We start from the raw sequence: 24,954 nt of genomic DNA on the forward strand, positions 1-24,954 counted from the left end.
ACCGACGACGAGGGTCGCTAGCGCCTGTCGCGAAACCTCCGCAGGGAGGGCACTCGGCCCGCCCACCGCTGGTCGAGCTTGTCGAGACCTCCGCAGCGGTGGCACCCGCTGGACCGAGGTCGGTTGCGTCCCAGCCCCGGCGTACGAGGTTTCGAGACGGTCGCTGCGCGACCTCCCCAACCACCGACGGCGAGGGTCGCTGCGCGACCTCCTCAACCACTGGGACGCGCGACGCCGTCCAGCGCCTGACTGAGGTCGGCCCAGAGGTCCTCGACGTCCTCGACGCCGACGGAGAGCCGCACCAGCCCCTCGGGGATGGTCGCGGGCTCGGACTTCCAGCGCCGACGCCGCTCGAACGACGATTCGACGCCGCCGAGGCTGGTGGCGTGCACCCACAGGGCCGTCGAGCGGACCAGCAGGTCGGCCTGGTCGGCGGTGGGCAGCACGATCGAGACCATCCCGCCCAGGCCGGGGTAGCGGACCTCGGTGAGGAGCGGGTGGTCGGCGAGCCGACGGGCGAGCTCGGCGGCGTTCGCCTGCGCGCGCTCGACCCGCAGGTGCAGGGTCCGCAGCCCGCGCAGCGCGAGCCAGGCCTCGAACGGTCCCGGCGTGTTCCCCTGCACGTCGCGCCGGCCCTTGAGGACGGTCGCGAGCTCCTCGTCGCGCGTGACGACCGCCCCGAGCTGGACGTCGCTGTGGCCGGCGAGGTACTTCGTCGCGGAGTGCAGCACCAGGTCGGCGCCGAGGTCGAGCGGCTTCTGCAGCAGCGGCGTGAGGAACGTGTTGTCGACGACCACCCGGGCGCCGGCGTCGTGCGCGGCCGCGATGATCGCGGGAGCGTCCGCCACCTCGAGGGCGGGGTTGGTGGGCGACTCGAACCACACCAGCGCTGCGTCCTCGCACGCCGCGACCACGGCGTCGGTGTCGGTGAGGTCGACGAGCGTGGTGCTGAGCCGGCCGCGCAGCTCGAGGTCGCCGAGCGAGACCAGCGTGCCGTTGTAGGAGTGCCGCGGCACGACCACCTTGTCGCCGAGCGCGACCAGGTCGAGGAGGCTGGTGACCGCGGCCATGCCCGAGGCGTAGGCCAGGCAGCGCCCGCCCTCTAGGGCCCCCAGCGCGTCCTCGAACGCGGTCCACGTCGGGTTGCCGTAGCGGCCGTACTCGAGGTCGCCGCCCGCGACGTACGTCGACGCCATCGTGATCGGCCCGTTCAGCGGCTGGTCGGGCTCGTGCGGCGGGCGGCCGGCGTGGACGGCGGTGGTCGCGGGTCGGAGCGGCTCGGCCATGTCGTCCACCCTAGGGTGGCCGGGTGATCGCGCTGCCGCTCGAGGACGTCGCCGAGATCGTCGGCGGCCGGGTCGACGGCGAGGCCGAGGGCGTCGTGGTGACGGGGCCGGTGGTGATCGACGGCCGCGAGGCCGGTCCGGGCAGCCTCTTCGTCGCCTTCGTCGGTGAGCACGTCGACGGGCACGAGCACGCCGGCCAGGCGGCCGGGCGCGGCGCCGTCGCCGTCCTCGGCACCCGGGCCACCGAGCTGCCGACGGTCGTGGTCGACGACCCGCAGGCTGCGCTCCAGCGGCTCGCCGCCCACGTCGTGGCGCAGGTGCGCGACCAGGGACTGACGGTGCTCGCGCTGACGGGGTCGCAGGGCAAGACGTCGACCAAGGACCTGCTGGCCGCCGTGCTCGCCGAGGCGGGGCCGACGGTGGCCACCTTCGGGTCGTTCAACAACGAGCTCGGCATGCCGTTGACCGCGCTGCGGGTGGAGCCCGGCACGCGGTTCCTCGTCCTGGAGATGGGCGCCCGCGGGCGCGGGCACCTCACCGCGCTCACCGACGTCGTCGCGCCCGACATCTCGATCGTGCTCAACGTCGGCACGGCCCACCTCGGCGAGTTCGGCTCGCGCGAGGCGATCGCCGAGGCCAAGGGCGAGCTGGTCGCGGCGCTGCGACCGGATGGTGTCGCCGTGCTCAACGCCGACGACGAGCGGGTCGTCGCGATGGCGGAGCTGGCGCCCGGGCGGGTGCAGACCTTCGGGACCGCCCCGGAGGCCGAGGTCCGGCTCGAGGGCCTCACGCTCGACCGGCTCGGCCGGCCGTCGTTCACCCTGGTGGCGGGCGGGGAGGGCGCCGAGGTGACGCTGCAGCTCGTTGGCGCGCACCAGGCGATGAACGCCGCGGCGGCCACCGCGGCCGCGCTCGCCGCGGGGATGACCATGGAGCAGGTGACCGCTGCGCTGGCCGGCGTCACGTCCCTCTCGAAGTGGCGGATGGAGCTCTCCGAGCTCGACAGCGGTGTCGTGCTGCTCAACGACTCCTACAACGCCAACCCCGAGTCGATGCGGGCGGCCATCGACGCGCTCGCCTCGATCGGTGCCGACCCCGCCGTGCGCCGTACGGTCGCGGTGCTGGGGGAGATGCTCGAGCTCGGCGCCGACAGCGGGTCGAGCCACCGCGAGCTCGGTGCGTACGCCGCCGAGCACGTCGACCAGCTCCTCGTGGTGGGCGCCGGCGCCCGCGGCATCCACGACGGCGGCGTCGACGCCGGTGGGTCGTGCGCCTTCGTCGACGACAACGCCGCGGCGGTCACCTGGCTCCGCGAGCAGCTGGGCGAGGGTGACGCAGTTCTCGTCAAGGCGTCCCGCGGAGCGCGCCTCGACGAGGTGGCCGCCGCGCTTCAGTAGGGTCGTACCCCATGAGTCAGCGCAAGGTCCGCGTGGCGCTGCTGTTCGGTGGGCGCTCCGGCGAGCACGCGATCTCGGCCGCCAGCGCGGCCGGTGTGCTCAAGGCGATCGACCGCGACAAGTACGACGTGGTGCCGGTCGGCATCACCCGCGACGGCCGGTGGGTCGTCGCCTCCGACGACCCGGCCGCGTGGGAGCTGCGCTCCGACCGGCTGCCGGAGGTGACCGCGGCGTCCGGCTCCGAGGTCATGCTCTCCTCGTCGACGGACGGGCCCCAGCTCCAGGTGCTCGAGCCCGGCTCGGTGCCGGCGGTGCTCGGTCAGGTCGACGTGGTGTTCCCGGTGCTGCACGGCCCCTTCGGCGAGGACGGCACCGTGCAGGGCCTGCTCGAGCTCGCGGACGTCCGCTACGTCGGCTCCGGCGTGCTCGCCTCCGCCGTGGGCATGGACAAGCACTTCATGAAGATGGTGTTCGCCGCCCACGGCCTCCCCGTCGGTGCCCACGTCGTCATCACCCCGCGCGACTGGTCGCGCCGCCGTGACGACGTCCTCGCCCAGGTCAAGGAGCTGCGGCTGCCGGTGTTCGTCAAGCCGGCCCGCGCCGGGTCGTCGCTCGGCGTCACCCGGGTCGACGACCTGGCCGACCTCGAGCGCGCGATCGAGGACGCCCAGGTCCACGACCCCAAGGTGCTGGTCGAGGAGGGGATCGAGGGCCGCGAGATCGAGTGCGCCGTGCTCGGCGGCCGAGGGGACGACCTGCCGCGGGCCTCCGTGCCGGGGGAGATCGTCGTCGACCACGCCGCCCGCCCGTTCTACGACTTCGAGGCCAAGTACATCGACGACGGGCCGGCCCGCCTCGACGCCCCCGCGGACCTGCCGCCAGAGGTCGCCGAACGAGTGCGCGACCTCGCCGTCCGCGCCTTCGACGCCATCGCCGCCGAAGGCATCGCCCGGGTCGACGTGTTCGTGACGCCCGACGAGCAGGTGGTGCTCAACGAGATCAACACCATGCCGGGCTTCACGCCGATCTCGATGTACTCCCGCATGTGGGAGGCCAGCGGCTTGCCCTACCCCGACCTGGTCGACGAGCTGATCCAGCTGGCTCTCGAACGCCGTACCGGCCTGCGCTGAATACCCCCGCGAGCTTCGGCCCCCAGTCCGTGGCGCCAGCTTCGCGGCGCCTGGCTCGCTGGCGCTCGCTGCGGCGCAGGCGCCACGGCCCGCAGGCCGATCGCGGGGCGCCTCGCTGCGCTCGGAACTACCGGGTCGCTTCGCTCCCATCATGGGGGTCGAGGTCACGCCTCGGCTGGCACCGCCGTCGGTCCTAGTCGGGCGGCCCGGCGACGATCGCCCGGCGCAGCAGGTCGCGGGCGACCTCGCCGAGCGACGTACCGCTCAGCGTGCAGGCGAAGGGGAACACCGAGGTCTCGGTGGTGCCGGGGGTGATCGCGGTCTCGAGGACGACGAAGGAGCCGTCGGGGCCGACGATGAAGTCGGAGCGGGAGACGTCGCGGAGGCCGAGCGTGCGGTGGGCCTGGCGGGCGACCTCGCCGAGGCGGGCGATCTGTTGCTCGGGGAGGTCGGGCCGCTCGAGGGAGACGAACTCGGCGGTGTAGCGGGCCGAGAAGTCGAACTCGTGGCCGCGTTCGTACTCGATGGCGACCGGCTCGAGCGAGGTGAGCCCGTCGTCGGTCTCGAGCACGATCACCGAGACGTCGACGCCGTCGTGGAACCGCTCGACGAGGGCGTCCTCGCAGTAGGCGTAGGTGCCGACCAGGGCCGAGGGGAGGGCCGCGAGCCCGTCGACGCCGGCGACGCCGAGGGCGGAGCCGCCGCGGGTGGGCTTGACCACCACGCGGGTGCCGAGGCGGTGCATGACGTGCTCCATCAGCGCTGCCGCACCGATGTCGCGGAAGGTCTGTGCCGACAGCCCGACGGAGTCGGGCACCGGGATGCCGTCGCGCCGCAGCAGCTCGCGGGCGGTGGCCTTGTCGTAGGCGAGGCGGCACGCGCGGCTGCGGGAGCCCACGAACGGCATCCCGATCAGCTCGAGGAGGGTCTGGATCTCGCCGTCCTCGCCGAACTGCCCGTGCAGCGCCGGGAGCACGGCGACCACCTTGTCGCGCTCGAGGGTGTGCAACAGGTTGCGGTCGAAGTCGTAGGCGTGCACCTCGACGCCCAGCGCACCGAGCTCGCGGACCAGGTTGCGGCCGCTGGCGAGGGAGACGTCGCGCTCGTGGCTCAGCCCGCCCGCGATGACCGCGACCGGGCCGGTGAGCTCCTCGGCACTCGACATGGCGGCAAGCCTCGCACACCGCCGGGACGCGGAGCGCCCCGCACCACGAGGTGGTGCGGGGCGCTCGACGACGCGGTCGGGAACCTCAGATGTGGACCACCGGACAGGTGAGCGTGCGGGTGATGCCGTCGAGGGTCTGCACCTTCGCGACCACCAGCTTGCCGAGCTCGTCGACGTTGCGGGCCTCGGCGCGCACGATGACGTCGTAGGGGCCGGTGACGTCCTCGGCCATCGTGACGCCCTTGACCTGGGCGATCGCCGTGGCCACCTCGGCGGCCTTGCCGACGTCGGTCTGGATCAGGATGTAGGCCTGCACCACCATCTGCGGATCTCCCTGCTGTGCTCTGGGGTGTGGGGAACCGGGCCAACCTATCGCGAGCCTCTCGCCGGTCATAGGGCACGTCATCGACACGCGGGCCCGCCGATCTGCTCGAATGAGGTCATGCCCATCCCGCCGGAGGCGACGCTCGGTGACGTCGGGGAGTTCGGGCTGATCGCCGAGCTGGCGCAGCTCTTCCCCCAGGGCGAGCAGGTGCTGGTCGGCCCCGGCGACGACGCCGCGGTGCTGCGCGTGCGCCAGGGCCACGTCGTGGTCTCGACCGACCTGCTGATCGAGGGTCAGCACTTCCGCAACGACTGGGCGGAGGCCGCCGACGTCGGCCACCGGGCCGCGGCGCAGAACCTCTCCGACATCAACGCGATGGGCGGCCGGGCGCACTCGCTGACCATCGGCCTGGGCGCCCCGACCGACCTGCCGGCGCGTTGGGCGCTCGACTTCGCCGCTGGCTTCGCGGCCGAGTGCGACCTCGTCGGCGCGAGCGTGGTGGGCGGCGACCTGACCCGCTGCGACCAGGTCGTGATCGCCGTGACCGTGATCGGGGCCTGCACCCAGTCGCCCGTGCTCCGCTCCGGCGCCCGGCCCGGTGACGTCCTCGCGCTCGTGGGTCGGCAGGGGTGGTCGGCCGGCGGTCTGGCCGTCCTCAGCCGCGGGTTCCGCTCACCGCGGGTGCTCGTCGACGCCTACCGCCGGCCCAGCCCGCCGTACGACGCCGGCCCGGCCGCCGCCGAGGCCGGCGCGACGTCGATGATCGACGTCTCCGACGGGCTGCTCGCCGACGCCGCCCATCTCGCCGCGGACTCCGGGGTGGCGATCGACGTCCGCACCGAGGCGCTCGACGTGCCGGAGCCTCTCCACGCGGTGGCCGCGGCCACCGGCGCCGACCCGGTCTCGTTCGTCCTCGGCGGCGGCGAGGACCACTCGCTGCTGGCGACGTTCCCCGACGGCGCGGTGCCGGACGGCTGGAGCGTCATCGGCGCGGTCAGCGCGGGGGAGGGCGTCACCGTCGACGGCGCGGCGTACGACGGGGAGACGGGCTGGACCCACTTCTAGACGGCTGCGCAGGAAAGCAAAAGCTCGACCGAGGTGTCGGAACCTCGGTCGAGCCTGGTGGGACGTGCTGCGTGTCTAGCGGGTCACCTTCCCGGCCTTGATGCAGCCGGTGCAGACGTTGAGGCGCTTCGGCGTGCCGTTGATGGTCGCGCGGACCCGCTGGATGTTGGGGTCGAAGCGACGCTTGGTGATCTTGCGCGACCACGGCCGGTTGTTGCCGAAGCCGGGCTTCTTGGCGCAGATGTCACAGACGGCGGCCACAATGAGCTCCTGGAGAATGGTGTGCGATGCGTTCGTGGGTGCCCGGCGTGCGGGCAACCGAAGAAGAATATCCGACCCGGACGCTCCCGCCCAAACCGCGGACCGGTCCTGAGGCCAGGGCCGCCAGGCAGGCTCTAGTGTCGCCCCCGTGAGCGAACCGGGCACCGTCGGGAGCGGCATCGAGCTCGCGACCGTGCTCGGCTTCATCGACATCGCGGTCGACGCCCTCGCCGGCGCGCGCGAGGAGATCGACGCGCTCAACGTCTACCCGGTGCCCGACGGCGACACCGGCACGAACATGTACCTCACGATGGCCGCCGCCCGCGACGCGGTCCGCGACAAGGCCGCGAGCGGCGGGGCCGACCGGACCGGGCTCTTCGAGGCGTTCACGCGCGGGGCCCTGCTGGGTGCGCGCGGCAACTCGGGCGTGATCCTCAGCGAGATGCTGCGCGCGATCATGCGGCGCATCGCCGAGGCCCAGTGGGACGAGCGCAACGGCGCGGTCATGGTCGACGCGCTGCGGCAGGCCACGGCGGCGAGCTACGCGGCCGTCGGTACGCCGGTCGAGGGCACCATGCTCTCGGTCTGCCGGGCCGCCTCGGAGGCGGCCGCCAGGCTCCTCGAGGCGGAGCCGACGGTCCGCTCGCGCGACGTGCTGACCACGAGCGCGGCAGCGGCCCGCGAGGCGCTGGCCAGGACACCCGAGCAGCTGAAGGCGCTCCGCGACGCCGGTGTGGTCGACGCCGGCGGCCGCGGCGTCGTGGTGATCCTCGACGCCGCCGAGACCGCGCTCACCGGCAAGCGCCCGCCGCGGGTCGAGGCGGGGCGCCGGATCCCCCAGCCCATCCCGGCCGAGGGCGACCTCGTGGCGGGCGGGCCGGCGTACGAGGTGATGTACCTCCTCGACGCGCCTGACGAGGCCATCGGGGTGCTGCGCGGCACCCTCGGCGGGCTGGGTGACTCCCTGGTCGTCGTCGGCGGCGAGGGGCTCTGGAACGTCCACGTCCACGTCGACGACGTCGGTGCGGCCATCGAGGCCGGCATCGAGGCCGGGCGTCCCCACCGCGTGCGGGTGACGCACTTCGCCGAGCAGGTCGCGGCCCGCGAGCCGGGGCCCCGCGTCGGCCGGGCCATCGTGGCCGTGGCGGCCGGCCCCGGTCTGGCGGCGCTGTTCGAGGAGGCGGGGGCCGTCGTGGTCCGCGGCGGGCCCGGCAACCGCCCCTCGACCGGGATGCTGCTCGACGCGATGGTCCGCTCGGGCGCCCAGGAGGTCGTGGTCCTCCCCAACGACAGCGACTCGGTCCGCGCGGCCCACGTCGCGGCGAGCACCGCGGAGAAGGACCACGACATGCGGGTCGCGGTGATCCCCACGACCGCGCAGGTGCAGGGTCTCGCCGCGCTCGCCGTCCACGAGCCGGGCCGGACCTTCGACCAGGACGTCCTCGAGATGACCGCCACCGCCCGGCACGCGCGGCAGGGGGCGGTCACGGTGGCGGCCAAGCAGGCCATCACGATGGCCGGCCCCTGTGAGCCCGGCGACGTGCTCGGCGCGATCGGGGGCGACTTCGTCGTCGTCGGCCACGACCTCACGGACGTCGCCCACGACGTGCTCGGCCGGCTGCTCGGCGGTGGCGGCGAGATGGTCACGCTCGTCTCCGGGGAGGACGACGCGGACGGTGCTCTGGCGCAGGCGTGCGCGGCGTGGCTCGAGGAGGAGCACCCCGCTGTCGACGTCGTGGTGTACGACGGTGGGCAGGAGCGCTACCCGCTCCTCGTCGCCGTCGAGTAGGAAGGGAGCGGTCCGGTGATCAGCCTCGACTCACCCGTCGAGTCGGTGCTCGGTGTCGCCAAGGGCAGGAAGGCCCAGGCGCGCCACGAGGGCATCACCCAGCGGCTGGGCCTCGAGACGGTCGGCGACCTGCTGCGCCACTTCCCTCGCCGCTACCTCGAGACGCGCTCGCTGTCGTCGCTGGCCGACCTGCAGGAGGGGCAGCTGCTCACGGTGGTCGGCGAGATCGCAAGCTCGGCGAGCAGGTCCTACCGCGACCGGCGCACGGGCCGTCAGGCCTACCGCCAGGAGGTCGTCCTCCGCACCGAGGGGCCGTCGCTCCAGATGACCTTCTTCGCCCAGCAGGCGCACGTCGGCCGCTACAACGAGCAGCGCCTGAGCAAGGGGCGGCGCGGCATCTTCATGGGCAAGGTCGGCACGTTCCGCGGCGAGTGGCAGCTGACCAACCCCCAGATGGTGCTGTTCGGCGCCGAGGGCGAGGCCAGCGAGGACCTCGCCGCGCTCTCGCTGGAGACGATCGGCCCGCTCTACCCGCTCTACCCCGCGACCAAGGACGTCGAGTCGTGGGACCTCCAGAAGGCGATCACCTTCGCCCGCACCATGGTCGACGACGTGCCCGACCTCCTGCCCGAGCAGGTCCGGTCCGAGTTCGGGCTCCTCGACGCGCACACGGCGCTCGACCGGATCCACGCCCCCGACTCCTGGGCCGACGTCACCCGCGCCCAGAAGCGCTACCGGTTCGAGGAGGCCCTGGTGACCCAGCTGGTCCTCGGCCGGCGGCGGCGGTTCATCCGGGCGATGGGGGCGCGCGCGCGTGACGGCGGGCAGGGCGAGCTGCTCGCGGCGTTCGACGAGCGGCTGCCCTTCGAGCTGACGGCGGGCCAGGTCGAGGTGGGCGCCCAGATCGACGACGACCTCGCCCAGCCCCACCCGATGAACCGGCTCCTCCAGGGCGAGGTGGGCTCCGGCAAGACGCTCGTCGCGCTGCGGGCGATGCTGCGGGTGGTCGACTCCGGCGGACAGGCCGCGCTGCTCGCGCCCACGGAGGTGCTGGCCCAGCAGCACCACCGGTCGATCACCGCCCTGCTCGGCGACCTCGGCGACGGCCCGATGCTGGGTGGAGCGACGGGCGGCGTCGGGGTCGAGCTGCTCACCGGCTCGATGACCAAGACGCAGCGCACCGGGCCGCTGTCCCGGCTGGCCATCGGCGAGGCCGGCATCGTCATCGGCACCCACGCGCTGCTCGAGGACCAGGTCCAGTTCTTCGACCTCGGCCTGGTCGTGGTCGACGAGCAGCACCGGTTCGGCGTCGAGCAGCGCGCCGCGCTGACCGACAAGGCGCTCGGGTCGCCCCCGCACGTCCTGGTCATGACGGCGACCCCGATCCCGCGCACCGTCGCGATGACCGTCTTCGGCGACCTCGAGGTCTCCACACTGACCGAGCTGCCGGCAGGTCGGGCGGCCATCCAGACCAACGTCGTCCCGGTTGCCGAGGCTCCCTCGTGGATGGACCGCGTCTGGGCGCGGGTGCGCGAGGAGGTCGAGAACGGCCACCAGGCCTACGTCGTCTGCCCCCGGATCACCAGCGACGAGTCCGAGCAGGTCGCCGTCGACACCGACTTCTGGCAGTACGCCGCCGCCGAGGAGGGCGAGCAGCCGACGACCTGGCCGCTGCGCGCCGTCGAGGACGTCGTCGTCGAGCTGGCCGAGGGCCCGCTCAGCGGGCTGCGGGTCGCGAAGATGCACGGCCGGATGACCCCGGACGAGAAGGACGGCACGATGCGCGCCTTCGCGGCCGGCGAGATCGACGTCCTGGTCTCCACCACCGTCATCGAGGTCGGCGTCGACGTCGCCAACGCCACCACGATGGTGCTGATGGACGCCGAGCGGTTCGGCATCTCCCAGCTCCACCAGCTCCGGGGCCGGGTGGGCCGGGGCGGCCATCCCGGCCTGTGCCTCCTGGTCTCGCACGCGCCAGTCGGCAGCGACGCGCGGGCGCGCCTCGAGGCCGTCGCTGCCACGACCGACGGGTTCGAACTGAGCCGGGTCGACCTCGAGCAGCGTCGCGAGGGCGACGTCCTGGGCCGCTCGCAGTCGGGCTACCGCTCCACGCTGGAGAACCTCCGGGTCCTCCGCGACGAGGACACGATCATCGAGGCCAGGGGCGCGGCGGAGGCCCTGCTCGACGCCGACGACACGCTCGCCGGGCACCCCGGGCTGAGGGCTGCGGTGGAGTCCCTGGAGGCATCGGTGCAGAGTGCCTTCATGGAGAAGTCCTAGTGGGCAGCGTCGGCTGACCCGTGACGAGGATCATCGGGGGCAGCGCGGGAGGGCGGCGGATCACCGCACCCTCCGGCCAGCACACGCGTCCGACGACCGACCGGGTGCGCGAGGCGCTGTTCTCCAGCATCGAGGCGTGGTGCGGGTCCCTGCAGGGGCTGCGCTTCCTCGACCTCTACGCCGGCTCGGGCGCGGTCGGCCTCGAGGCGTGGTCGCGCGGGGCCGGTGTGGTCACGCTGGTCGAGTCGGACCGGCGTACCGCCCGGCTCATCGCCGACAACGCCCGCGCCATCGGCTGCCCCAAGGCCGAGGTGGTCGCCGCGGCGGTCGCCGGCACGCTCGGCAAGCCGCCCTCGGCGCCCTACGACGTGGTCTTCCTCGACCCGCCGTACCCGCTCGACGACGCCTCGGTGGGCGCGGAGCTGGGACTGCTGGCCGCTCAGGGGTGGCTGGTGCCGGGGGCGATGGTCGTCGTCGAGCGGTCCTCGCGCAGCGCCGAGCCGGCCTGGCCGCGCGGCATCGAGGGCACCCGCAGCCGCAAGTACGGCGAGACCACGCTTTGGTACGGTCACGCCGCCGCGGACCCCGAGGGCCCCGAGGACCCCGAGGACCCCGACGACACCGAGGAGTAGAGATGCGCCGAGCCGTCTGCCCCGGGTCCTTCGACCCGGTCACCCATGGGCACCTCGACATCGTCCGGCGGGCCGCCGGGCTCTTCGACGAGGTCGTCGTCGCCGTCGGCGTCAACGTCTCCAAGAGCCGGCTGTTCACGCCCGAGGAGCGGCTCGCGATGCTCGAGCAGGGCGTCGCGGGCCTCGACAACGTGCGCGTCGAGGGCTTCGCCGGGCTGATCACGGCCTACTGCCAGGAGGTCGGCGCGACCGCCATCGTCAAGGGTCTGCGGTCGGGCCGGGACTTCGACTACGAGCTGCCCATGGCCCAGATGAACGCCCACCTGACCGGTGTCGAGACGGTGTTCGTCGCCACCGACTCCTCGCTCGCCTTCGTCTCCTCGAGCCTGGTCAAGGAGGTCGCGTCCTACGGGGGCGACGTCTCCGCGCTGGTCCCCGACTTCGTCCTCGGCCCGCTCACCGAGAGGCTGGCGGCGCGACAGGCCGCCGGCCCGGGCTGACCTGGCAGATGCACGCGTCGGGAGCGCGGCGGGCCGGGTTTGGTCGCAGTGCACCGGCCCGCGTACGATTCTCGATTGGATCTGTTTGGCCGGATACCGGAAGTGAACACTGAAAAGCTTGGACCCGAGAGCGCCGCTCGTGCTCGACACTCGCGAGCTCGGACGCCGCCCGGGGTCCCAGCGCGAGGTGTCGCGGACGGTGCCCGCGCCGGCAGATCTGGGCATCGAAGTCCTTCAGGTCCCTGAGGGGTCGCCGGTCGAGCTCGACCTGCGCCTCGAGGCGGTCATGGAGGGGGTGCTGGTCACCGGGACCGCGCACGCCGCCCTCACGGGGGAGTGCGCACGGTGCCTGGAACCGATCTCCGACGAGATCGAGGTGAGGTTCCAGGAGCTGTACGTCTACGAGGACCACGCCCTCCCCGAGGAGGACGACGAGGTCAGCATGCTGCAGGACGACCTGGTCGACCTGGAGCCGCTGCTGCGGGACGCGGTGGTGCTCGCACTGCCGTTCCAGCCGCTGTGCACCGACGACTGTCCCGGCCTGTGCCCCGAGTGCGGAGCACGACTGGCCGACGACCCCGGTCATGCACACGACGCGGCGATCGACCCGCGGTGGGCGGCGCTGGCCGACCTGACACAGCAGAACTCGCAGACCGAGCAGAACTGAGAGAGAGAACACCATGGCTGTCCCGAAGCGGAAGATGTCGCGCAGCAACACGCGCCACCGTCGCTCGGCCTGGAAGACCACCGCGCCGACGCTGGTGACCTGCGCCAACCCCGCCTGCGGTGCCAAGCACCTGCCGCACCGCGCGTGCGGCACCTGCGGCCAGTACGGCGCGCGCAACGAGCGTCGCCAGGTTCTCTGACCGGTCCCCTGACCAACTACGCGCAGCTCCGCGCCGCGCTCGGCGATCCGGTCCTGGATCCCGAGCTGCTGGAGCGCGCCCTGACCCACCGCTCGTTCGCCTACGAGAACGGCGGGCTGCCGACCAACGAGCGGCTGGAGTTCCTCGGTGACTCGGTCCTCGGCGTCGTCGTCACCGAGACCCTCTACGTCACCCACCCCGACCTGTCCGAGGGCCGGCTGGCCAAGCTGAGGGCGGCGGTCGTCAACGCCCGGGCGCTGGCCGAGGTCGGCCGCGGCATCGGGCTCGGCGAGCACGTCAAGCTCGGCCGCGGCGAGGAGACGACCGGTGGCCGCAACAAGGCGTCGATCCTCTCCGACACCGTCGAGGCCGTGATCGGCGCGGTGCACCTCAGCGGCGGCATCGAGGTCTCCGCGGAGGTCGTGCACCGGCTCTTCGACCCCCTGATCGAGGCGGCGTCCGCGCTCGGTGCGGGCCTCGACTGGAAGACCTCGCTCCAGGAGCTCGCCGCCGAGCACGCCCTCGGCGTCCCCGAGTACGTCATCCAGGACGAAGGCCCCGACCACCAGAAGACCTTCACCGCCCAGGTCCGCGTCGCGGACCAGCTCTACGGCAACGGCGTCGGCCGGTCCAAGAAGGAGGCCGAGCAGGCGGCCGCCGAGACGGCGTACGGCGAGATCGCCGGCCGGCTCGGCATCAGCGACCCGATCGACGCCGCCGTCGACGCCGCGGTCGACGCGGCCGCCGTCGAGGCCGGGGCGGACGACCCGGCCGACACGTCCTCGGGCTCCTAGCCGAGCGACCGACCCGCCGACATGCCCGAGCTGCCCGAGGTCGAGGTGGTCCGCGCCGGCCTGGCGCGGCACGTGCTCGGCGCCGTGATCACCTCGGTCGAGGTGCTGCACCCGCGCCCGGTGCGCCGCGACCCGCGCGGCCCGCAGGGCTTCGCCTCGGCGCTGACCGGCCGCCGCATCGAGGACGCCCGGCGCCGCGGCAAGTACTTCTGGCTGCCGCTCGACAACGGCGACGCGCTGCTCGGCCACCTCGGCATGAGCGGCCAGCTGCTGGTGCAGCCGCGCGACTCCGAGCCCGAGCGGCACCTGCGCGTCCGCCTGGGGCTGGCGGGCGCGGCCGACGACCGCCCCTTCGAGACGGCTCGTCCCTCGCCTCCTCAGGACAAGGAGCTGCGCTTCGTCGACCAGAGGATGTTCGGCGGCCTCATGGTCTCCGGCGGCGGCGCCGAGCTGCCGCCCGAGATCGCCCACATCGCGCGCGACCCGCTCGACCCCGAGTTCGACGACGACGCGTTCGTCGCCAAGGTGCGGCGCCGGGCGTCCGGCATCAAGCGCCAGCTGCTCGACCAGAACCTCGTCTCGGGGGTCGGCAACATCTACGCCGACGAGGCGCTCTGGCGGGCGCGGCTGCACGGCGAGCGGGCGGGGGAGAAGCTCACGGCGGCGCAGGTGCGCGAGCTGCTCGGCCACGCCCGCGACGTCATGAACGAGGCGCTCGGGCAGGGCGGCACGTCGTTCGACTCGCTCTACGTCAACGTCAACGGCGAGTCCGGCTACTTCGACCGCTCGCTGCACGCCTACGGGCGCGAGGGCGAGCCGTGCGACCGGTGCGGGACGCCCGTGCGGCGGGTGGCGTTCATGAACCGCTCGTCCTACTTCTGCCCGGTCTGCCAGCCGGCCCCGCGGCGGCCGCGACGGACCGCCAGCAGACCGATCGTGGCCGACTGAGCGCAGGCTCGGTCCCTGCGCTCGCAGATTGACCGAAAGCGCTGCGAGTGGGACTCTTGAAGACGGTCGGTCCGGCATCCGGACCCCCTCCCCCCCGAACCAATCTCCACGCACATCCCGGAAGGTTCATACATCTATGGCCAAGGCGCTGATCGGCTACATGAACAGCGACCTGCGTGACCCCCGGCTCGCCGCCGAGAACAGTCGGCTGCGCGCGCGGGTGCGTGAGCTGGAGGCCCTCGTGCTCCGGCTCAGCGAGGAGAACGACAAGCTCGTGGCCGCTCGGGCCGAGGAGCTGCTGGTCGAGACCGCTCCCCGCATGCAGGAGATGCAGCCCGCCTGACACCCAGGCACCCCCTCTGGTCCCGGCGCTGCCGGCAAACCAGGTAGAACGCCGAGCCTCACGTCGTTAGCCTGCTGACCTCGTGGGCCGGTTGCTCGACGTCGTTGCGCCGCCGCGCCTGGGGCGCGGCTTCCGCTGGCTCATGGCGTCGTCGTGGACGAGCAACGTCGGCGACGGGATCGCGCTGGCCGCCGGCCCGCTGCTGGTCGCCTCGAAGACCGACCAGGAGTTCCTCGTCGCCCTCGCGGCGCTGCTCCAGTGGGCGCCCCCGATGGTGTTCGGGCTGTGGGCCGGAGCGCTCACCGACCGGCTCGACCGGCGCCTGATCATCGTGGTCGTCAACCTCGCGCGGGTGGTGGTCCTGGCGCTGCTCGCGACCGCGGTCGCCATCGACACCGTGCCCATCTGGGTCGTGCTCGTCGCGATGTTCCTGCTCGGCACCGCCGAGGTCTTCGCCGACAACAGCTCGAGCACCCTGGTGCCGATGCTGGTGCACCGCGACGACCTCGCCATCGCCAACGCCCGCATCACGACCGGCGTCGTCACGATCAACCAGCTCGCGGGGCCGCCGGTCGGCGCGTTCCTCTTCACCCTCGGCCACTTCATCCCGTTCGCGGCCCAGGGGCTCACGATGCTCCTGGCGGTGATGCTGATCGCCCGCCTCCAGCTGCCGGTGCGCGACCGCTCGACCGACGAGGCGCGGCCGGTCTGGCACGACATCGTGGAAGGCTTCCACTGGGTCTGGCACCACGCCGCCGTCCGGACGCTGGTGCTCACGATCCTGATCTTCAACGTCACCTTCGGCGCCGCGTGGTCGGTGCTCGTCCTCTACGCGACCGAGCACCTCGGTCTCGGCAGCGTCGGCTTCGGGCTGGTCACGACGGTGCAGGCGGTCGGCGGGCTGATCGGCACGGTCTCCTACGGCTGGCTGACCCGCCGGATCAGCCTCGGCAACCTGATGCGGATCGGTCTGGTCATCGAGACGCTCACCCACCTCGCGCTGGCGAGCACCACCTCGCCGTACGTCGCCCTGCCGGTGTTCTTCGTCTTCGGTGCGCACGCGTTCGTGTGGGGCACGACGTCCATCACGGTCCGGCAGCGGGCGGTGCCGACCGAGCTGCAGGGCCGCGTCGGCGCGGTGAACCTGATGGGCGTCTTCGGTGGCCTCGTCGTCGGGGCCGCCATCGGCGGCCTGTTCGCCCAGCACTGGGGCGTGACGGCGCCGTTCTGGTTCGCGTTCGTGGGCTCGGCGGTGTTCGTCGTGCTCATCTGGCGCCAGCTGAGCCACATCGCCCACGCTGACGAGGATCTCTCGACGGCCGGGCGGTGACCACCCGGTCGGGTCGTGCCGGACCCACCGGCCGGGTCCGGCGCCACAGGGACCGCACCCGCCGTCGGGGAGCGTCGGGTACGTCGTGATCTCGAACTGAGCCCGACTCGGCTCAGATCGCGAGCCGCTCGGTGACCTGGTCCCACACGTCGCGCTCGGCGTGCTCGTCGAGGAACGCCAGCGTCTCGGGGGAGAGGATGCGCTGCTTCGGCGCGACCTTCTCGACGTACGTCGAGTGCGCCTGCGCGAACGCCGCGTCGATCTCCGGGGACCGGTCCAGCCCGAGCCACTCGAGCACGTTGCCGAGGCTCGTCCCGGCAGGGTCGCCGAAGAACCGGTCGTACTCCACGACGACGGCCCGCTCCGGTCGCTGCCTGACCGCGCGGCGCACTCGGCGCAGCGAGCGGTTCCAGCCCGCCACCGCCTTCGTCGCGCCCTGGTCGGCGGCCCAGCCCAGGTCGTCGGGGTTCTGAGCGCGGGCCTCCCAGCTGGCCGCGACCGGCTCGAGGTCTCGCACGATGCACACGAACCGCGCGTCCGGGAGGGTCTCCCAGACGTGCTGGACCCGGATGGCGACCATCTTGTCGCCGACGTAGCGCGCGGTGCCCCACTTGGCGCGCATGGCGTCGTAGTGCGAGGCCCACTCCGGCGCCTGCTCGGGCGTCAGGTTGGTGAGCTCGTCGCCGAAGTCGAAGAAGCGCTCCTCGGTGAACAGGTCCGCGGTCACCGGCTCGGCGTCACGCGGGTAGAGCCGCTTGTAGCGCTCGACCCCCAGCGCGATGTCGGCGTGCGCGACGAGCACCTCCATCAGCGCCGTGGTGCCCGATCGGCCGAGTCCCGCGACGAAGAGGAGGCTCTGGTCGGGCACGGTCGTGAGCCTAGTTCGGCTCTGTGCCGGCACGCGTCCGCGGCGGGGCAGCTCACGCGAGCTCGGCGCCCTCGCGTGCCTCCTTCGGCAGCAGGAAGGCCACCAGGAAGCTCACGGCGTAGCAGGCGATGCTCACCCAGAGGATGCCCTTGGTGGCGTCGGCCCAGCCCTCGTCCGGCAGCCACTGGAAGAAGATCGTGCCGATGATCGCGACGCCCAGGGCGCCGGAGAACTGCTGCGCGGCGTTCAGCACGCCCGAGCCGGTGCCGACCTCCTGGTCGCCGAGGTCGGCCAGGATGATGTCGAACAGCGGGGCGAAGATCGCGCCGCTGCCGAGGCCGGTGACGAACAGCGCGGGCGCGAGGTCCCAGGCGCCGACGGACATGCCCTGGCGGTCGATGGTCCACCAGAGCGCGACCATGCCGAGCGCGATAACGACCAGTCCGCCGTGCAGGACCTTGCGGCCGAACCTCGGCCCGAGCGCCGCACCCGAGGTGGCGGCGCCGACCGCGAGCCCGAGCGCGAGCGGGGTCATCGCGAGACCGGTGCGCATGGGCGTGAAGCCGAGGCCGAGCTGGACGAACAGGTTGACGATCAGCAGCACGCCGTTCATCGCGACGAAGAACGTCGCGAGGAAGACGACGCCGGCGACGAACCCGCGGTTGCGGAACAGCGAGCGCTCGATGACCGGGTGCGCGCTGCGGCGTTCGCTCACCACGAACGCCGCGAAGGTGATCGCGGAAGCGCCCATCATGAGGAAGCACCACAGCGGCCAGTCGTGCTCGCGGCCCTGGACGAGCGGGTAGATGAGCAGCGCCGAGGCCACGGCCAGCAGCAGCGAGCCGACGACGTCGAGCCTGGTCTCGCGGTTGCGGGGCACCTCGGGGAGGTACTTGACCGCCAGCACGGTGCCGACGACGCCGACCGGGATGTTGATGAGGAAGATCATCCGCCAGCCGGTGCCGAACAGGTCGGCGTCGATGAGGAAGCCAGCCAGGATCGGGCCCAGCACGGCGGCCAGACCCATGATCGGGCCGAACGGGATGAACGCCTTCTGCAGGTCGTCGGGGTGGAAGGACTGCTTCACCATGGCCAGCCCCTGCGGGATCATCACCGCACCGAAGGCGCCCTGGAGCACCCGGAAGGCGATCAGCGTGCCGGCCGTCGGCGCCAGCCCGCAGAGCAGCGAGGCGGCGGTGAACCCGGCCATGCCGATGATGAACATCCGGCGCCGCCCGACCAGATCGCCGGCCCGGGCGGAGACCACGAGTCCGATGGCGAAGGAGATCGTGTACGCCGCCAGGACCCACTGGAGGGTGCTCTCGCTGCCACCGAGGTCGGCCCGGATCGACGGGCCGGCCAGGTTGGCGATCGTGGCGTCGAGCAGGTCCATGACGTCGGCCACGATGACCACCGCCATGACCATCCACCGGTACTGGTAGCCCCGCGGCCCCGAGGATTCCGGGGACTGCGGGCTCGCGGTCGTGTCGGGCGAGGTGGTCATGGCGGACTCCTGGGTTCGAACGGCGTTCGTGAATGCGAACACTGTTCTAAACCCGAACGGTGTTCGTGTCAAGTACACTGTTCGACATGCCCGATCCCACGAATCCGCCGGAGCGCGAGCGCACGTGGCAGGCGGGTCCCGTCCGGGTGCGGGTGACCCTGCCGAAGGCACGCCGTGGCGACCGGCCGGAGCCCAAGGAGCGGCTGACCACCGAGCGGATCGTCGACACGGCCATGGCGCTGATGGCCGAGAAGGGCTACGACGCGGTGTCGATGCGCTCGCTCGCCAAGGCGCTCGACACCGGTCCGGCCTCGCTCTACCAGCACGTCGCCAACCGCGACGAGCTCGACCAGCTGGTCATCGACCGGATCGCCAGGCGGCTCGAGATCCCCGAGCCGGACCCGGACCGGTGGGACGAGCAGCTGAAGGACGTGCTGCGGCAGATGCGCGACCTCTTCCGCGACCACCCGGGCTCGGCCCGCGCCGCGATGGCGCAGATCCCGACCATGGAGGGCACCATGCGGGCCGCCGAGGGGATCATGGCGATCTGCGTCGCGGGCGGCATCTCGCCGCAGGCGGCCGCGTGGATGTGCGACCTCGCCTCCCTCTACGTCAGCGCGGTCGGCTACGAGGAGGCGCTCTGGGCGCAGCGCCAGAACTCCACGCCTGCGGGCGAGGAGCCCGACCACGAGGCGATCGACGCCGAGATGGTGGCGCTCTGGAACCAGCTGCCGCCGGAGCTGTTCCCGCTGCTGACGAGGTACTCGCCCGAGCTGACGGCCGGTGACGGCCACGACCGCTTCGAGTTCGCGGCCGACGTCCTGGTCGCCGGGCTCGCGGCCGTCTCCGAGAAGTACCGCTGACGCGCCCGAAACACGCCCGGCCCGCCCGCGCCCCGGATTCACGGTCCGGGGGGTGGCCGCGGGTAGGGTTCGGAGGGCTGAGCTTCCCCCGCGTCAGCCGCCGTCTACGCCTTTCGTGAGCGAGGGAGCCCCGTGTACCTGAAGAGCCTGACCCTCAAGGGGTTCAAGTCCTTCGCCTCCTCGACCACGCTCCAGCTGGAGCCGGGCATCACCTGCGTCGTGGGGCCCAACGGCTCCGGCAAGTCCAACGTCGTCGACGCCCTGGCCTGGGTCATGGGCGAGCAGGGCGCCAAGTCGCTGCGCGGCGGCAAGATGGAGGACGTCATCTTCGCCGGCACCGCCGGCCGGCCGCCGCTCGGTCGGGCCGAGGTGCTGCTCACGATCGACAACACCGACGGTGCGCTGCCGATCGACTACACCGAGGTCACCATCAGCCGGACCATGTTCCGCAGCGGCGGGTCCGAGTACGCCATCAACGGCAACCCGTGCCGTCTGCTCGACGTGCAGGAGCTGCTCTCCGACTCCGGAATCGGTCGCGAGATGCACGTCATCGTCGGCCAGGGCCAGCTCGACACGATCCTCCACGCGACCCCGGAAGACCGGCGCGGGTTCGTCGAGGAGGCCGCCGGCGTCCTCAAGCACCGCAAGCGCAAGGAGAAGGCGCTCCGCAAGCTCGACGCCTGCGACGGCAACCTGACCCGCCTCACCGACCTGCTCGGCGAGATCCGCCGCCAGCTCAAGCCGCTCGGCCGTCAGGCCGAGGTGGCCCGCCGCGCGGCCGGCGTCCAGTCCGCGGTCCGTGACGCCAAGGCCCGGCTGATCGCCGACGACCTGGTGACCGCGCGCGCCTCGCTGGAGCAGGAGCTCGCCGACGAGTCGGTCCTGGTCGCGCGGCGCGAGGAGGTCGAGGGCCACCAGGCGCAGGCGAGCAAGCGCGAGAGCGAGCTCGAGGCCGCCCTCCGCGAGGACCTGCCGGCGCTGGCCTCGGCCCAGGAGACGTGGTTCGCGCTGTCCGGCCTGCGCGAGCGGCTCCGCAGCACGCAGTCGCTCGCCGCCGAGCGCGTCCGCAACGCCGAGGGGCTCGGCACCGGCGAGGTCGCCACCGGTCGCGACCCCGAGGCCATGGAGGCCGAGGCCGCCGAGGTGCGCGAGCAGGAAGCCGCGATCGAGACCGAGGTCGAGGGGCACCGCGTCACGCTCGAGCAGGCCGTCTCCGCGCGGCGCACGGCCGAGGAGGCCGTGGCCGAGGAGGAGCGCCGCGTGGCGGGCCAGCACCGCGCGGCCGCCGACCGTCGTGAGGGCCTCGCCAGGCTGACCGGCCAGGTCAACGCGCTGCGCTCGCGCGCCGCGGCGGCCGACGACGAGCTCGGCCGCCTCACCCAGGCCCACGAGGAGGCGCTCAGCCGGGCCGCTCGCGCGCAGCGCGACTTCACCTCGCTGGAGACCCGCGTCGCGGGCCTCGACGCCGGCGAGGAGGGTCTCGACGCCGAGCACGAGGCCGCCGCCGCCCAGCTCTCCGACCTCGAGGACCGGCTCGCGAAGGTCCGCGAGGAGGCCCAGCGCGCCGAGCGCGACCGCGCGACGCTCGCGGCCCGCAAGGACGCCCTCGAGCTCGGGCTCAACCGCAAGGACGGCGCCGGCGCGCTGCTCGCCGCCTCCGACGAGGTCTCCGGGCTGCTCGGCTCGGTCGCCGCGCTGCTGACCGTTCGCAGCGGGTTCGAGGTCGCGGTCGCCCACGCGCTCGGCAGCGCCGCCGACGCGGTCGCGCTGGAGAACGTCGACGCCGCCGTCGCGGCGATCGGCCACCTGAAGGACCACGACCTCGGCCGGGCCGGTCTCGTGCTCGGCTCGGGCTCGTCCCACGACGTGAGCGGTTGGCCGGCCCTGCCCGACGGCGCGTCGTACGCCCTCGACGTGGTCACCTGTCCCGACACCGTGCGGCCGGCCCTGGCCCGGCTGCTCGACCGCGTCGCGGTCGTCGACGACCTGGCCGCGGCTCGGGCGCTGGTCGCCCGTGACGCCTCGCTCACCGCGGTCACCCGCGACGGCGACCTGCTCGGCGCGCACGTCGCTGCCGGCGGCTCGGCGAGCCAGCCGAGCCTGATCGAGATCCAGGCGGCCGTCGACGAGGCCGCCCAGCAGCTCTCCGAGGCGATCGCCGCGAGCGAGCGGCTCGGCTTCGACATGTCGCGCCTCGAGCGCGAGCGGCACGAGGCCCAGAAGAGCGTCGACGTCGCCCTCGCCAAGCTGCACGAGTCCGACGCCACCCTCGCCGCGGTCGCCGAGGAGCTCGGCCAGTACGGCGCCCAGGCCCGTGCCGCCCGCGGCGAGGCCGAGCGGCTCGAGCGCGCGATCGCCGAGGCCCAGGAGGCCCGGGCCAAGGACCTCGAGGGGTTGGAGGAGCTCGAGGGCCGGCTGGCCCGCGCGGAGGAGGACCCCGAGCTCGAGGTCGTCACCGACGAGCGCGAGCCGCTCGCCGAGGCCGCCCGGCTGGCGCGACAGAGCGAGATGGAGGCCCGGCTCGCGCTGCGCACCGCCGAGGAGCGGTCGCGGGCCCTGCACGGGCGAGCCGACCAGCTGCTGCGAGCCGCGCGCGAGGAGCGCGAGACCCGGACCCGCGAGATCGAGCGCAGGGCCCGCCTGCTCCGCGAGGGTCAGGCGGCCCAGGCCGTCGGCGTGGCCGTCGCCCACGTCCTCGAGCGGCTCGACGTGTCGATCGGCAAGGCCGCTGCGGCGCGCGCGGAGGTCGAGCGGGCGCGCCAGGGCCGCGAGGAGCAGCTGCTCGCGGTGCGCGCCCGGCTGCGCGACCTCGCCCGCGAGCACGACGAGCTCGTCAACTCCGTCCACCGCGACGAGATGGCCCGGACCCAGCAGAAGATGCGGATCGAGCAGCTCGAGGAGCGCGCGCTCGAGGAGCTCGGCATGGACGCCGACGTGCTGGTCGCCGAGTACGGCCCCGACCAGCCGGTCCCGGTCGACCACAAGCGGCCGGACGGCGAGCAGCCCGAGGCCGCTGCCGAGGCCGTCGACGCCGAGGAGGGCTCGGCCGAGCCGGAGACCGTGCCGTTCGTCCGCGAGGAGCAGCAGAAGCGGCTGCGCGCCGCCGAGCGCGAGCTCGCGATGCTCGGCACCGTCAACCCGCTCGCGCTGGAGGAGTTCAGCGCCCTGGAGGAGCGGCACCGGTTCCTCGGCGAGCAGCTCGAGGACCTCAAGAAGACCCGCAAGGACCTCCTCGACATCGTCCGCGAGGTCGACGCCCGGGTCGAGCAGGTCTTCACCGAGGCCTACGCCGACGTCTCGCGGGCCTTCGACGAGACGTTCGCCCGGCTGTTCCCGGGTGGCGAGGGCCGGCTGGTCCTCACCGACCCGGGCGACATGCTCAACACCGGCATCGAGGTCGAGGCCCGCCCGCCCGGCAAGAAGATCAAGCGGCTCTCGCTGCTGTCTGGTGGCGAGCGCTCGCTCGTCGCGGTGGCGTTCCTGGTGGCGCTGTTCAAGGCCCGCCCCTCGCCGTTCTACATCCTCGACGAGGTCGAGGCCGCCCTCGACGACACCAACCTGGGCCGGCTGCTCGAGATCTACGAGGAGCTGCGGGAGAACTCCCAGCTGCTCGTGATCACCCACCAGAAGCGGACCATGGAGGTCGGCGACGCGCTCTACGGCGTCACCATGCGCGGCGACGGTGTCTCCGCGGTGATCAGCCAGCGGCTGCGCGAGGCCGAGTCCGCGTAGGCACCGTGCCCGCCACCCGCCCCACCCGCGACCGGTACGTCCACTGGGAGCAGGTCACGACCCGCTGGGCCGACATCGACGTCTACGGGCACATGAACAACGCCCGCTACTTCGAGATCATCGACACGGTCGTCAACAACCACCTCGAGCAGGCGACCGGCACCGACATCCGCAGGCTCCCGGCCATCGGCGTGGTCGCCGAGGTCGGCTGCCGCTACTTCGCGGAGGTCGGCTACCCGGCTCCGGTCGACGTCGGGGTCTACGTCGAGCGGCTGGGCAGCTCCTCGATCATCTACAAGGTCGGCATCTTCCAGGGGCCGCAGACCGGTCCGGACGACGAGGCCGCCGCCGAGGGCACCTTCGTCCACGTCTACGTCGACAACACCGACCCGGCCCGCGCCGTCGTACCCATCCCCGAGGAGATCCGCGCCGCCGTGGCGTCACTCGTGCGGTAGTGAGCCGTTGAGGTGCCATGACGGCGATCGCGATCGGGATGATCCTGGTCGTCGTCGTCGCGCTCGTCGTGATCTCGGTGTTCTCCGAGGAGGACGACGACTGGAGCAGCAGCCGCCCGGGCCGCGCCGACCCCGACGAGGGCAGCCTCGACGACCTGCTGGGCTGACCCTGCTAAGACCGATCCAGCGCAATCGCGGCCATTCGGTCTTGTTTCACGCGTTAAACAGTGCCGATCCGGCGCGATTGCGCTGATTAGGTCTCCGCGGCCGGTCGCCTGATTGGATGGAGGCATGACCTCCGTGGCGCTGCTGATCCTCATCATCGCCGTCGTCGCCGTGGTGCTGATCGGCGCCGTGGTCGGGCTGCTGGTGCGCGGGCGGAAGCCCGCGCCGCTGCCCGACACCCACACCGGGGTGATCGTCCAGCCGCCGGAGGCGGCCGAGGACGCCGACGCACCGCCGGTGGAGGTGAGTGCGCCGCCGGCCACGATCGAGAAGCCCGAGTCGACCGCCTCCCGGCTGGTCCGGCTGCGCCAGCGGCTGGCCGGCGCGCAGGGCGGGTTCGGCCGCGGGCTGCTCGCGCTGCTGAGCCGCGACCGGCTCGACGAGGACACCTGGGAGTCGATCGAGGACGTCCTGCTCACCGCCGACCTCGGGGTCGGTCCGACCCAGCAGGTCGTCGAGGGGCTGCGCACCCGGCTCCGTGTGGAGGGCGCTCCAGAGGACCCGAAGGCGGCCCTGCGCGCCGAGCTCGTGAACCTCGTCGACCCGGCCATGGACCGGCGTCTCCAGGTCAGCGGCGCCGACGGCAGGCCGGGCGTCGTCCTGGTGGTCGGCGTCAACGGCACCGGCAAGACCACGACGGTCGGCAAGCTGGCCCGTATCCTGGTCGCCGAGGACCGCAAGGTCACCCTCGGCGCGGCCGACACGTTCCGCGCCGCGGCCGTCGACCAGCTCGCCACGTGGGGCGAGCGCGTCGGGGTCGAGGTCGTCCGCGGCACCGAGGGCACCGACCCGGCGAGCGTCGCGTTCGACGCGGTGCAGCACGGCGTCGAGGCCGGCGTCGACACCGTGATCGTCGACACCGCCGGACGCCTCCAGAACAAGGCCGGCCTCATGGACGAGCTCGGCAAGGTCAAGCGGGTCATCGAGAAGCAGGCCCCGGTCACCGAGGTGCTGCTGGTCATCGACGCGACCACCGGCCAGAACGGCCTCATCCAGGCCCGCGTGTTCTCCGAGGTCGTCGACGTCACCGGCGTCGTGCTCACCAAGCTCGACGGCTCGGCCAAGGGCGGCATCGTGGTCTCGGTGCAGCGCGAGCTCGGGGTCCCGGTCAAGCTCGTCGGCCTCGGCGAGGGCCCCGACGACCTCGCGCCGTTCGACGCCGAGGCGTTCGTCGACGCACTGCTCGGCTGAGGCTG

At 72.9% G+C, this 24,954-nt stretch carries 24 protein-coding genes; 18 read left to right on the forward strand and 6 right to left on the reverse strand.

Annotated features, from left to right (window positions below):
- Nucleotides 1-212 precede the first annotated feature (212 nt).
- Nucleotides 213-1,286 (reverse strand): trans-sulfuration enzyme family protein, encoded by a 1,074-nt coding sequence (locus G514_RS0106150; protein WP_036563880.1) that lies wholly within the window; start codon nt 1,284-1,286, stop codon nt 213-215.
- A 23-nt stretch (nt 1,287-1,309) separates the two neighbouring features.
- Here G514_RS0106150 and G514_RS0106155 point away from each other — a divergent pair, with 23 nt between their 5' ends.
- Entirely contained in the window at nt 1,310-2,683 is a 1,374-nt protein-coding gene (locus tag G514_RS0106155) for a UDP-N-acetylmuramoyl-tripeptide--D-alanyl-D-alanine ligase (RefSeq protein ID WP_028651037.1), read from the forward strand.
- An 11-nt stretch (nt 2,684-2,694) separates the two neighbouring features.
- Nucleotides 2,695-3,813, forward strand: coding sequence for a D-alanine--D-alanine ligase family protein (locus G514_RS0106160; RefSeq protein WP_028651038.1), 1,119 nt, complete (start codon nt 2,695-2,697; stop codon nt 3,811-3,813).
- Between the two features lie 193 nt (nt 3,814-4,006).
- Here G514_RS0106160 and G514_RS0106165 read toward each other — a convergent pair whose 3' ends face one another.
- Together G514_RS0106165 and G514_RS0106170 are read right to left on the reverse strand one after the other, a co-directional pair.
- Nucleotides 4,007-4,978 (reverse strand): D-alanine--D-alanine ligase family protein, encoded by a 972-nt coding sequence (locus tag G514_RS0106165; RefSeq protein WP_028651039.1) that lies wholly within the window; start codon nt 4,976-4,978, stop codon nt 4,007-4,009.
- Between the two features lie 85 nt (nt 4,979-5,063).
- On the reverse strand, nt 5,064-5,300 hold the full coding sequence (locus tag G514_RS0106170) for an Lrp/AsnC family transcriptional regulator (protein ID WP_036563840.1): 237 nt from the start codon (nt 5,298-5,300) through the stop codon (nt 5,064-5,066).
- Nucleotides 5,301-5,426: 126 nt separating this feature from the next.
- Between G514_RS0106170 and G514_RS0106175 the strand changes: the two genes are divergently transcribed.
- A complete protein-coding gene (locus G514_RS0106175; RefSeq protein ID WP_211222063.1) occupies nt 5,427-6,368 on the forward strand; it encodes a thiamine-phosphate kinase in 942 nt (313 codons plus the stop codon).
- Nucleotides 6,369-6,443: 75 nt separating this feature from the next.
- Here G514_RS0106175 and rpmB read toward each other — a convergent pair whose 3' ends face one another.
- Nucleotides 6,444-6,629 (reverse strand): 50S ribosomal protein L28, encoded by a 186-nt coding sequence (gene rpmB, locus G514_RS0106180; protein WP_028651042.1) that lies wholly within the window; start codon nt 6,627-6,629, stop codon nt 6,444-6,446.
- A 148-nt stretch (nt 6,630-6,777) separates the two neighbouring features.
- Here rpmB and G514_RS0106185 point away from each other — a divergent pair, with 148 nt between their 5' ends.
- The 10 genes from G514_RS0106185 to G514_RS0106225 all read left to right on the forward strand — a co-directional run bounded on the left by G514_RS0106185 (nt 6,778) and on the right by G514_RS0106225 (nt 16,111).
- The gene (locus G514_RS0106185) at nt 6,778-8,418 is read left to right on the forward strand and encodes a DAK2 domain-containing protein (RefSeq protein WP_084151828.1); all 1,641 of its coding nucleotides are present in this window, start codon (nt 6,778-6,780) and stop codon (nt 8,416-8,418) included.
- Nucleotides 8,419-8,433: 15 nt separating this feature from the next.
- A complete protein-coding gene (locus G514_RS0106190; protein ID WP_028651044.1) occupies nt 8,434-10,698 on the forward strand; it encodes an ATP-dependent DNA helicase RecG in 2,265 nt (754 codons plus the stop codon).
- A gap of 20 nt (nt 10,699-10,718) precedes the next feature.
- Entirely contained in the window at nt 10,719-11,330 is a 612-nt protein-coding gene (rsmD, locus tag G514_RS0106195) for a 16S rRNA (guanine(966)-N(2))-methyltransferase RsmD (protein ID WP_028651045.1), read from the forward strand.
- 2 nt (nt 11,331-11,332) lie between these two features.
- Nucleotides 11,333-11,830 (forward strand): pantetheine-phosphate adenylyltransferase, encoded by a 498-nt coding sequence (coaD, locus tag G514_RS0106200; RefSeq protein ID WP_028651046.1) that lies wholly within the window; start codon nt 11,333-11,335, stop codon nt 11,828-11,830.
- A gap of 139 nt (nt 11,831-11,969) precedes the next feature.
- Nucleotides 11,970-12,497 (forward strand): YceD family protein, encoded by a 528-nt coding sequence (locus tag G514_RS0106205; protein ID WP_245582118.1) that lies wholly within the window; start codon nt 11,970-11,972, stop codon nt 12,495-12,497.
- A 13-nt stretch (nt 12,498-12,510) separates the two neighbouring features.
- On the forward strand, nt 12,511-12,696 hold the full coding sequence (gene rpmF / locus G514_RS29725; protein WP_084151829.1) for a 50S ribosomal protein L32: 186 nt from the start codon (nt 12,511-12,513) through the stop codon (nt 12,694-12,696).
- Nucleotides 12,651-13,490: a ribonuclease III gene (gene rnc, locus G514_RS0106210; RefSeq protein ID WP_084151840.1), complete on the forward strand. Its 840-nt coding sequence runs from the start codon at nt 12,651-12,653 to the stop codon at nt 13,488-13,490. Before rpmF ends, rnc begins: the two co-directional genes overlap by 46 nt.
- 21 nt (nt 13,491-13,511) lie before the next feature.
- Nucleotides 13,512-14,438, forward strand: a complete 927-nt coding sequence (gene mutM, locus G514_RS0106215) for a bifunctional DNA-formamidopyrimidine glycosylase/DNA-(apurinic or apyrimidinic site) lyase (protein WP_028651049.1) — start codon at nt 13,512-13,514, stop codon at nt 14,436-14,438.
- Between the two features lie 136 nt (nt 14,439-14,574).
- On the forward strand, nt 14,575-14,781 hold the full coding sequence (locus G514_RS0106220; RefSeq protein WP_028651050.1) for a hypothetical protein: 207 nt from the start codon (nt 14,575-14,577) through the stop codon (nt 14,779-14,781).
- An 82-nt stretch (nt 14,782-14,863) separates the two neighbouring features.
- Nucleotides 14,864-16,111, forward strand: a complete 1,248-nt coding sequence (locus G514_RS0106225; protein WP_028651051.1) for an MFS transporter — start codon at nt 14,864-14,866, stop codon at nt 16,109-16,111.
- 112 nt (nt 16,112-16,223) lie between these two features.
- Here the strand turns inward: G514_RS0106225 and G514_RS0106230 are convergent, their stop codons facing one another.
- Nucleotides 16,224-16,979: a sulfotransferase family protein gene (locus tag G514_RS0106230; RefSeq protein ID WP_028651052.1), complete on the reverse strand. Its 756-nt coding sequence runs from the start codon at nt 16,977-16,979 to the stop codon at nt 16,224-16,226.
- 52 nt (nt 16,980-17,031) lie between these two features.
- Nucleotides 17,032-18,483: a DHA2 family efflux MFS transporter permease subunit gene (locus G514_RS0106235; protein WP_028651053.1), complete on the reverse strand. Its 1,452-nt coding sequence runs from the start codon at nt 18,481-18,483 to the stop codon at nt 17,032-17,034.
- Nucleotides 18,484-18,569: 86 nt separating this feature from the next.
- Here G514_RS0106235 and G514_RS25215 point away from each other — a divergent pair, with 86 nt between their 5' ends.
- From G514_RS25215 to ftsY, 5 genes are all read left to right on the forward strand, one after another.
- Nucleotides 18,570-19,346 carry a TetR/AcrR family transcriptional regulator gene (locus G514_RS25215; RefSeq protein WP_084151830.1) on the forward strand — a complete coding sequence of 259 codons (777 nt, stop codon included), beginning with the start codon at nt 18,570-18,572 and terminating at the stop codon, nt 19,344-19,346.
- Between the two features lie 132 nt (nt 19,347-19,478).
- Nucleotides 19,479-23,078: a chromosome segregation protein SMC gene (smc, locus tag G514_RS0106245; protein ID WP_028651055.1), complete on the forward strand. Its 3,600-nt coding sequence runs from the start codon at nt 19,479-19,481 to the stop codon at nt 23,076-23,078.
- 5 nt (nt 23,079-23,083) lie between these two features.
- Nucleotides 23,084-23,533, forward strand: coding sequence for an acyl-CoA thioesterase (locus tag G514_RS0106250; RefSeq protein WP_028651056.1), 450 nt, complete (start codon nt 23,084-23,086; stop codon nt 23,531-23,533).
- 17 nt (nt 23,534-23,550) lie between these two features.
- Nucleotides 23,551-23,700 (forward strand): hypothetical protein, encoded by a 150-nt coding sequence (locus G514_RS30155; RefSeq protein WP_157544630.1) that lies wholly within the window; start codon nt 23,551-23,553, stop codon nt 23,698-23,700.
- Between the two features lie 124 nt (nt 23,701-23,824).
- A complete protein-coding gene (ftsY, locus tag G514_RS0106260) occupies nt 23,825-24,949 on the forward strand; it encodes a signal recognition particle-docking protein FtsY (protein WP_028651057.1) in 1,125 nt (374 codons plus the stop codon).
- The last annotated feature ends 5 nt before the right edge of the window (nt 24,950-24,954 follow it).

The sequence above is a fragment of the Nocardioides halotolerans DSM 19273 genome (assembly GCF_000422805.1).
In the GTDB taxonomy this organism is placed as follows: Bacteria; Actinomycetota; Actinomycetes; order Propionibacteriales; family Nocardioidaceae; genus Nocardioides; species Nocardioides halotolerans.

Coding starts and splice junctions, on each gene's coding strand:
- G514_RS0106150 (WP_036563880.1), bottom strand. CDS start 1,286: ATGGCCGAGCCGCTCCGACCCGCGACCACCGCCGTCCACGCCGGCCGC.
- G514_RS0106160 (WP_028651038.1), top strand. CDS start 2,695: ATGAGTCAGCGCAAGGTCCGCGTGGCGCTGCTGTTCGGTGGGCGCTCC.
- G514_RS0106165 (WP_028651039.1), bottom strand. CDS start 4,978: ATGTCGAGTGCCGAGGAGCTCACCGGCCCGGTCGCGGTCATCGCGGGC.
- G514_RS0106170 (WP_036563840.1), bottom strand. CDS start 5,300: ATGGTGGTGCAGGCCTACATCCTGATCCAGACCGACGTCGGCAAGGCC.
- coaD (WP_028651046.1), top strand. CDS start 11,333: ATGCGCCGAGCCGTCTGCCCCGGGTCCTTCGACCCGGTCACCCATGGG.
- rpmF (WP_084151829.1), top strand. CDS start 12,511: ATGGCTGTCCCGAAGCGGAAGATGTCGCGCAGCAACACGCGCCACCGT.
- mutM (WP_028651049.1), top strand. CDS start 13,512: ATGCCCGAGCTGCCCGAGGTCGAGGTGGTCCGCGCCGGCCTGGCGCGG.
- G514_RS0106220 (WP_028651050.1), top strand. CDS start 14,575: ATGGCCAAGGCGCTGATCGGCTACATGAACAGCGACCTGCGTGACCCC.
- G514_RS0106235 (WP_028651053.1), bottom strand. CDS start 18,483: ATGACCACCTCGCCCGACACGACCGCGAGCCCGCAGTCCCCGGAATCC.
- G514_RS25215 (WP_084151830.1), top strand. CDS start 18,570: ATGCCCGATCCCACGAATCCGCCGGAGCGCGAGCGCACGTGGCAGGCG.
- G514_RS30155 (WP_157544630.1), top strand. CDS start 23,551: ATGACGGCGATCGCGATCGGGATGATCCTGGTCGTCGTCGTCGCGCTC.
- ftsY (WP_028651057.1), top strand. CDS start 23,825: ATGACCTCCGTGGCGCTGCTGATCCTCATCATCGCCGTCGTCGCCGTG.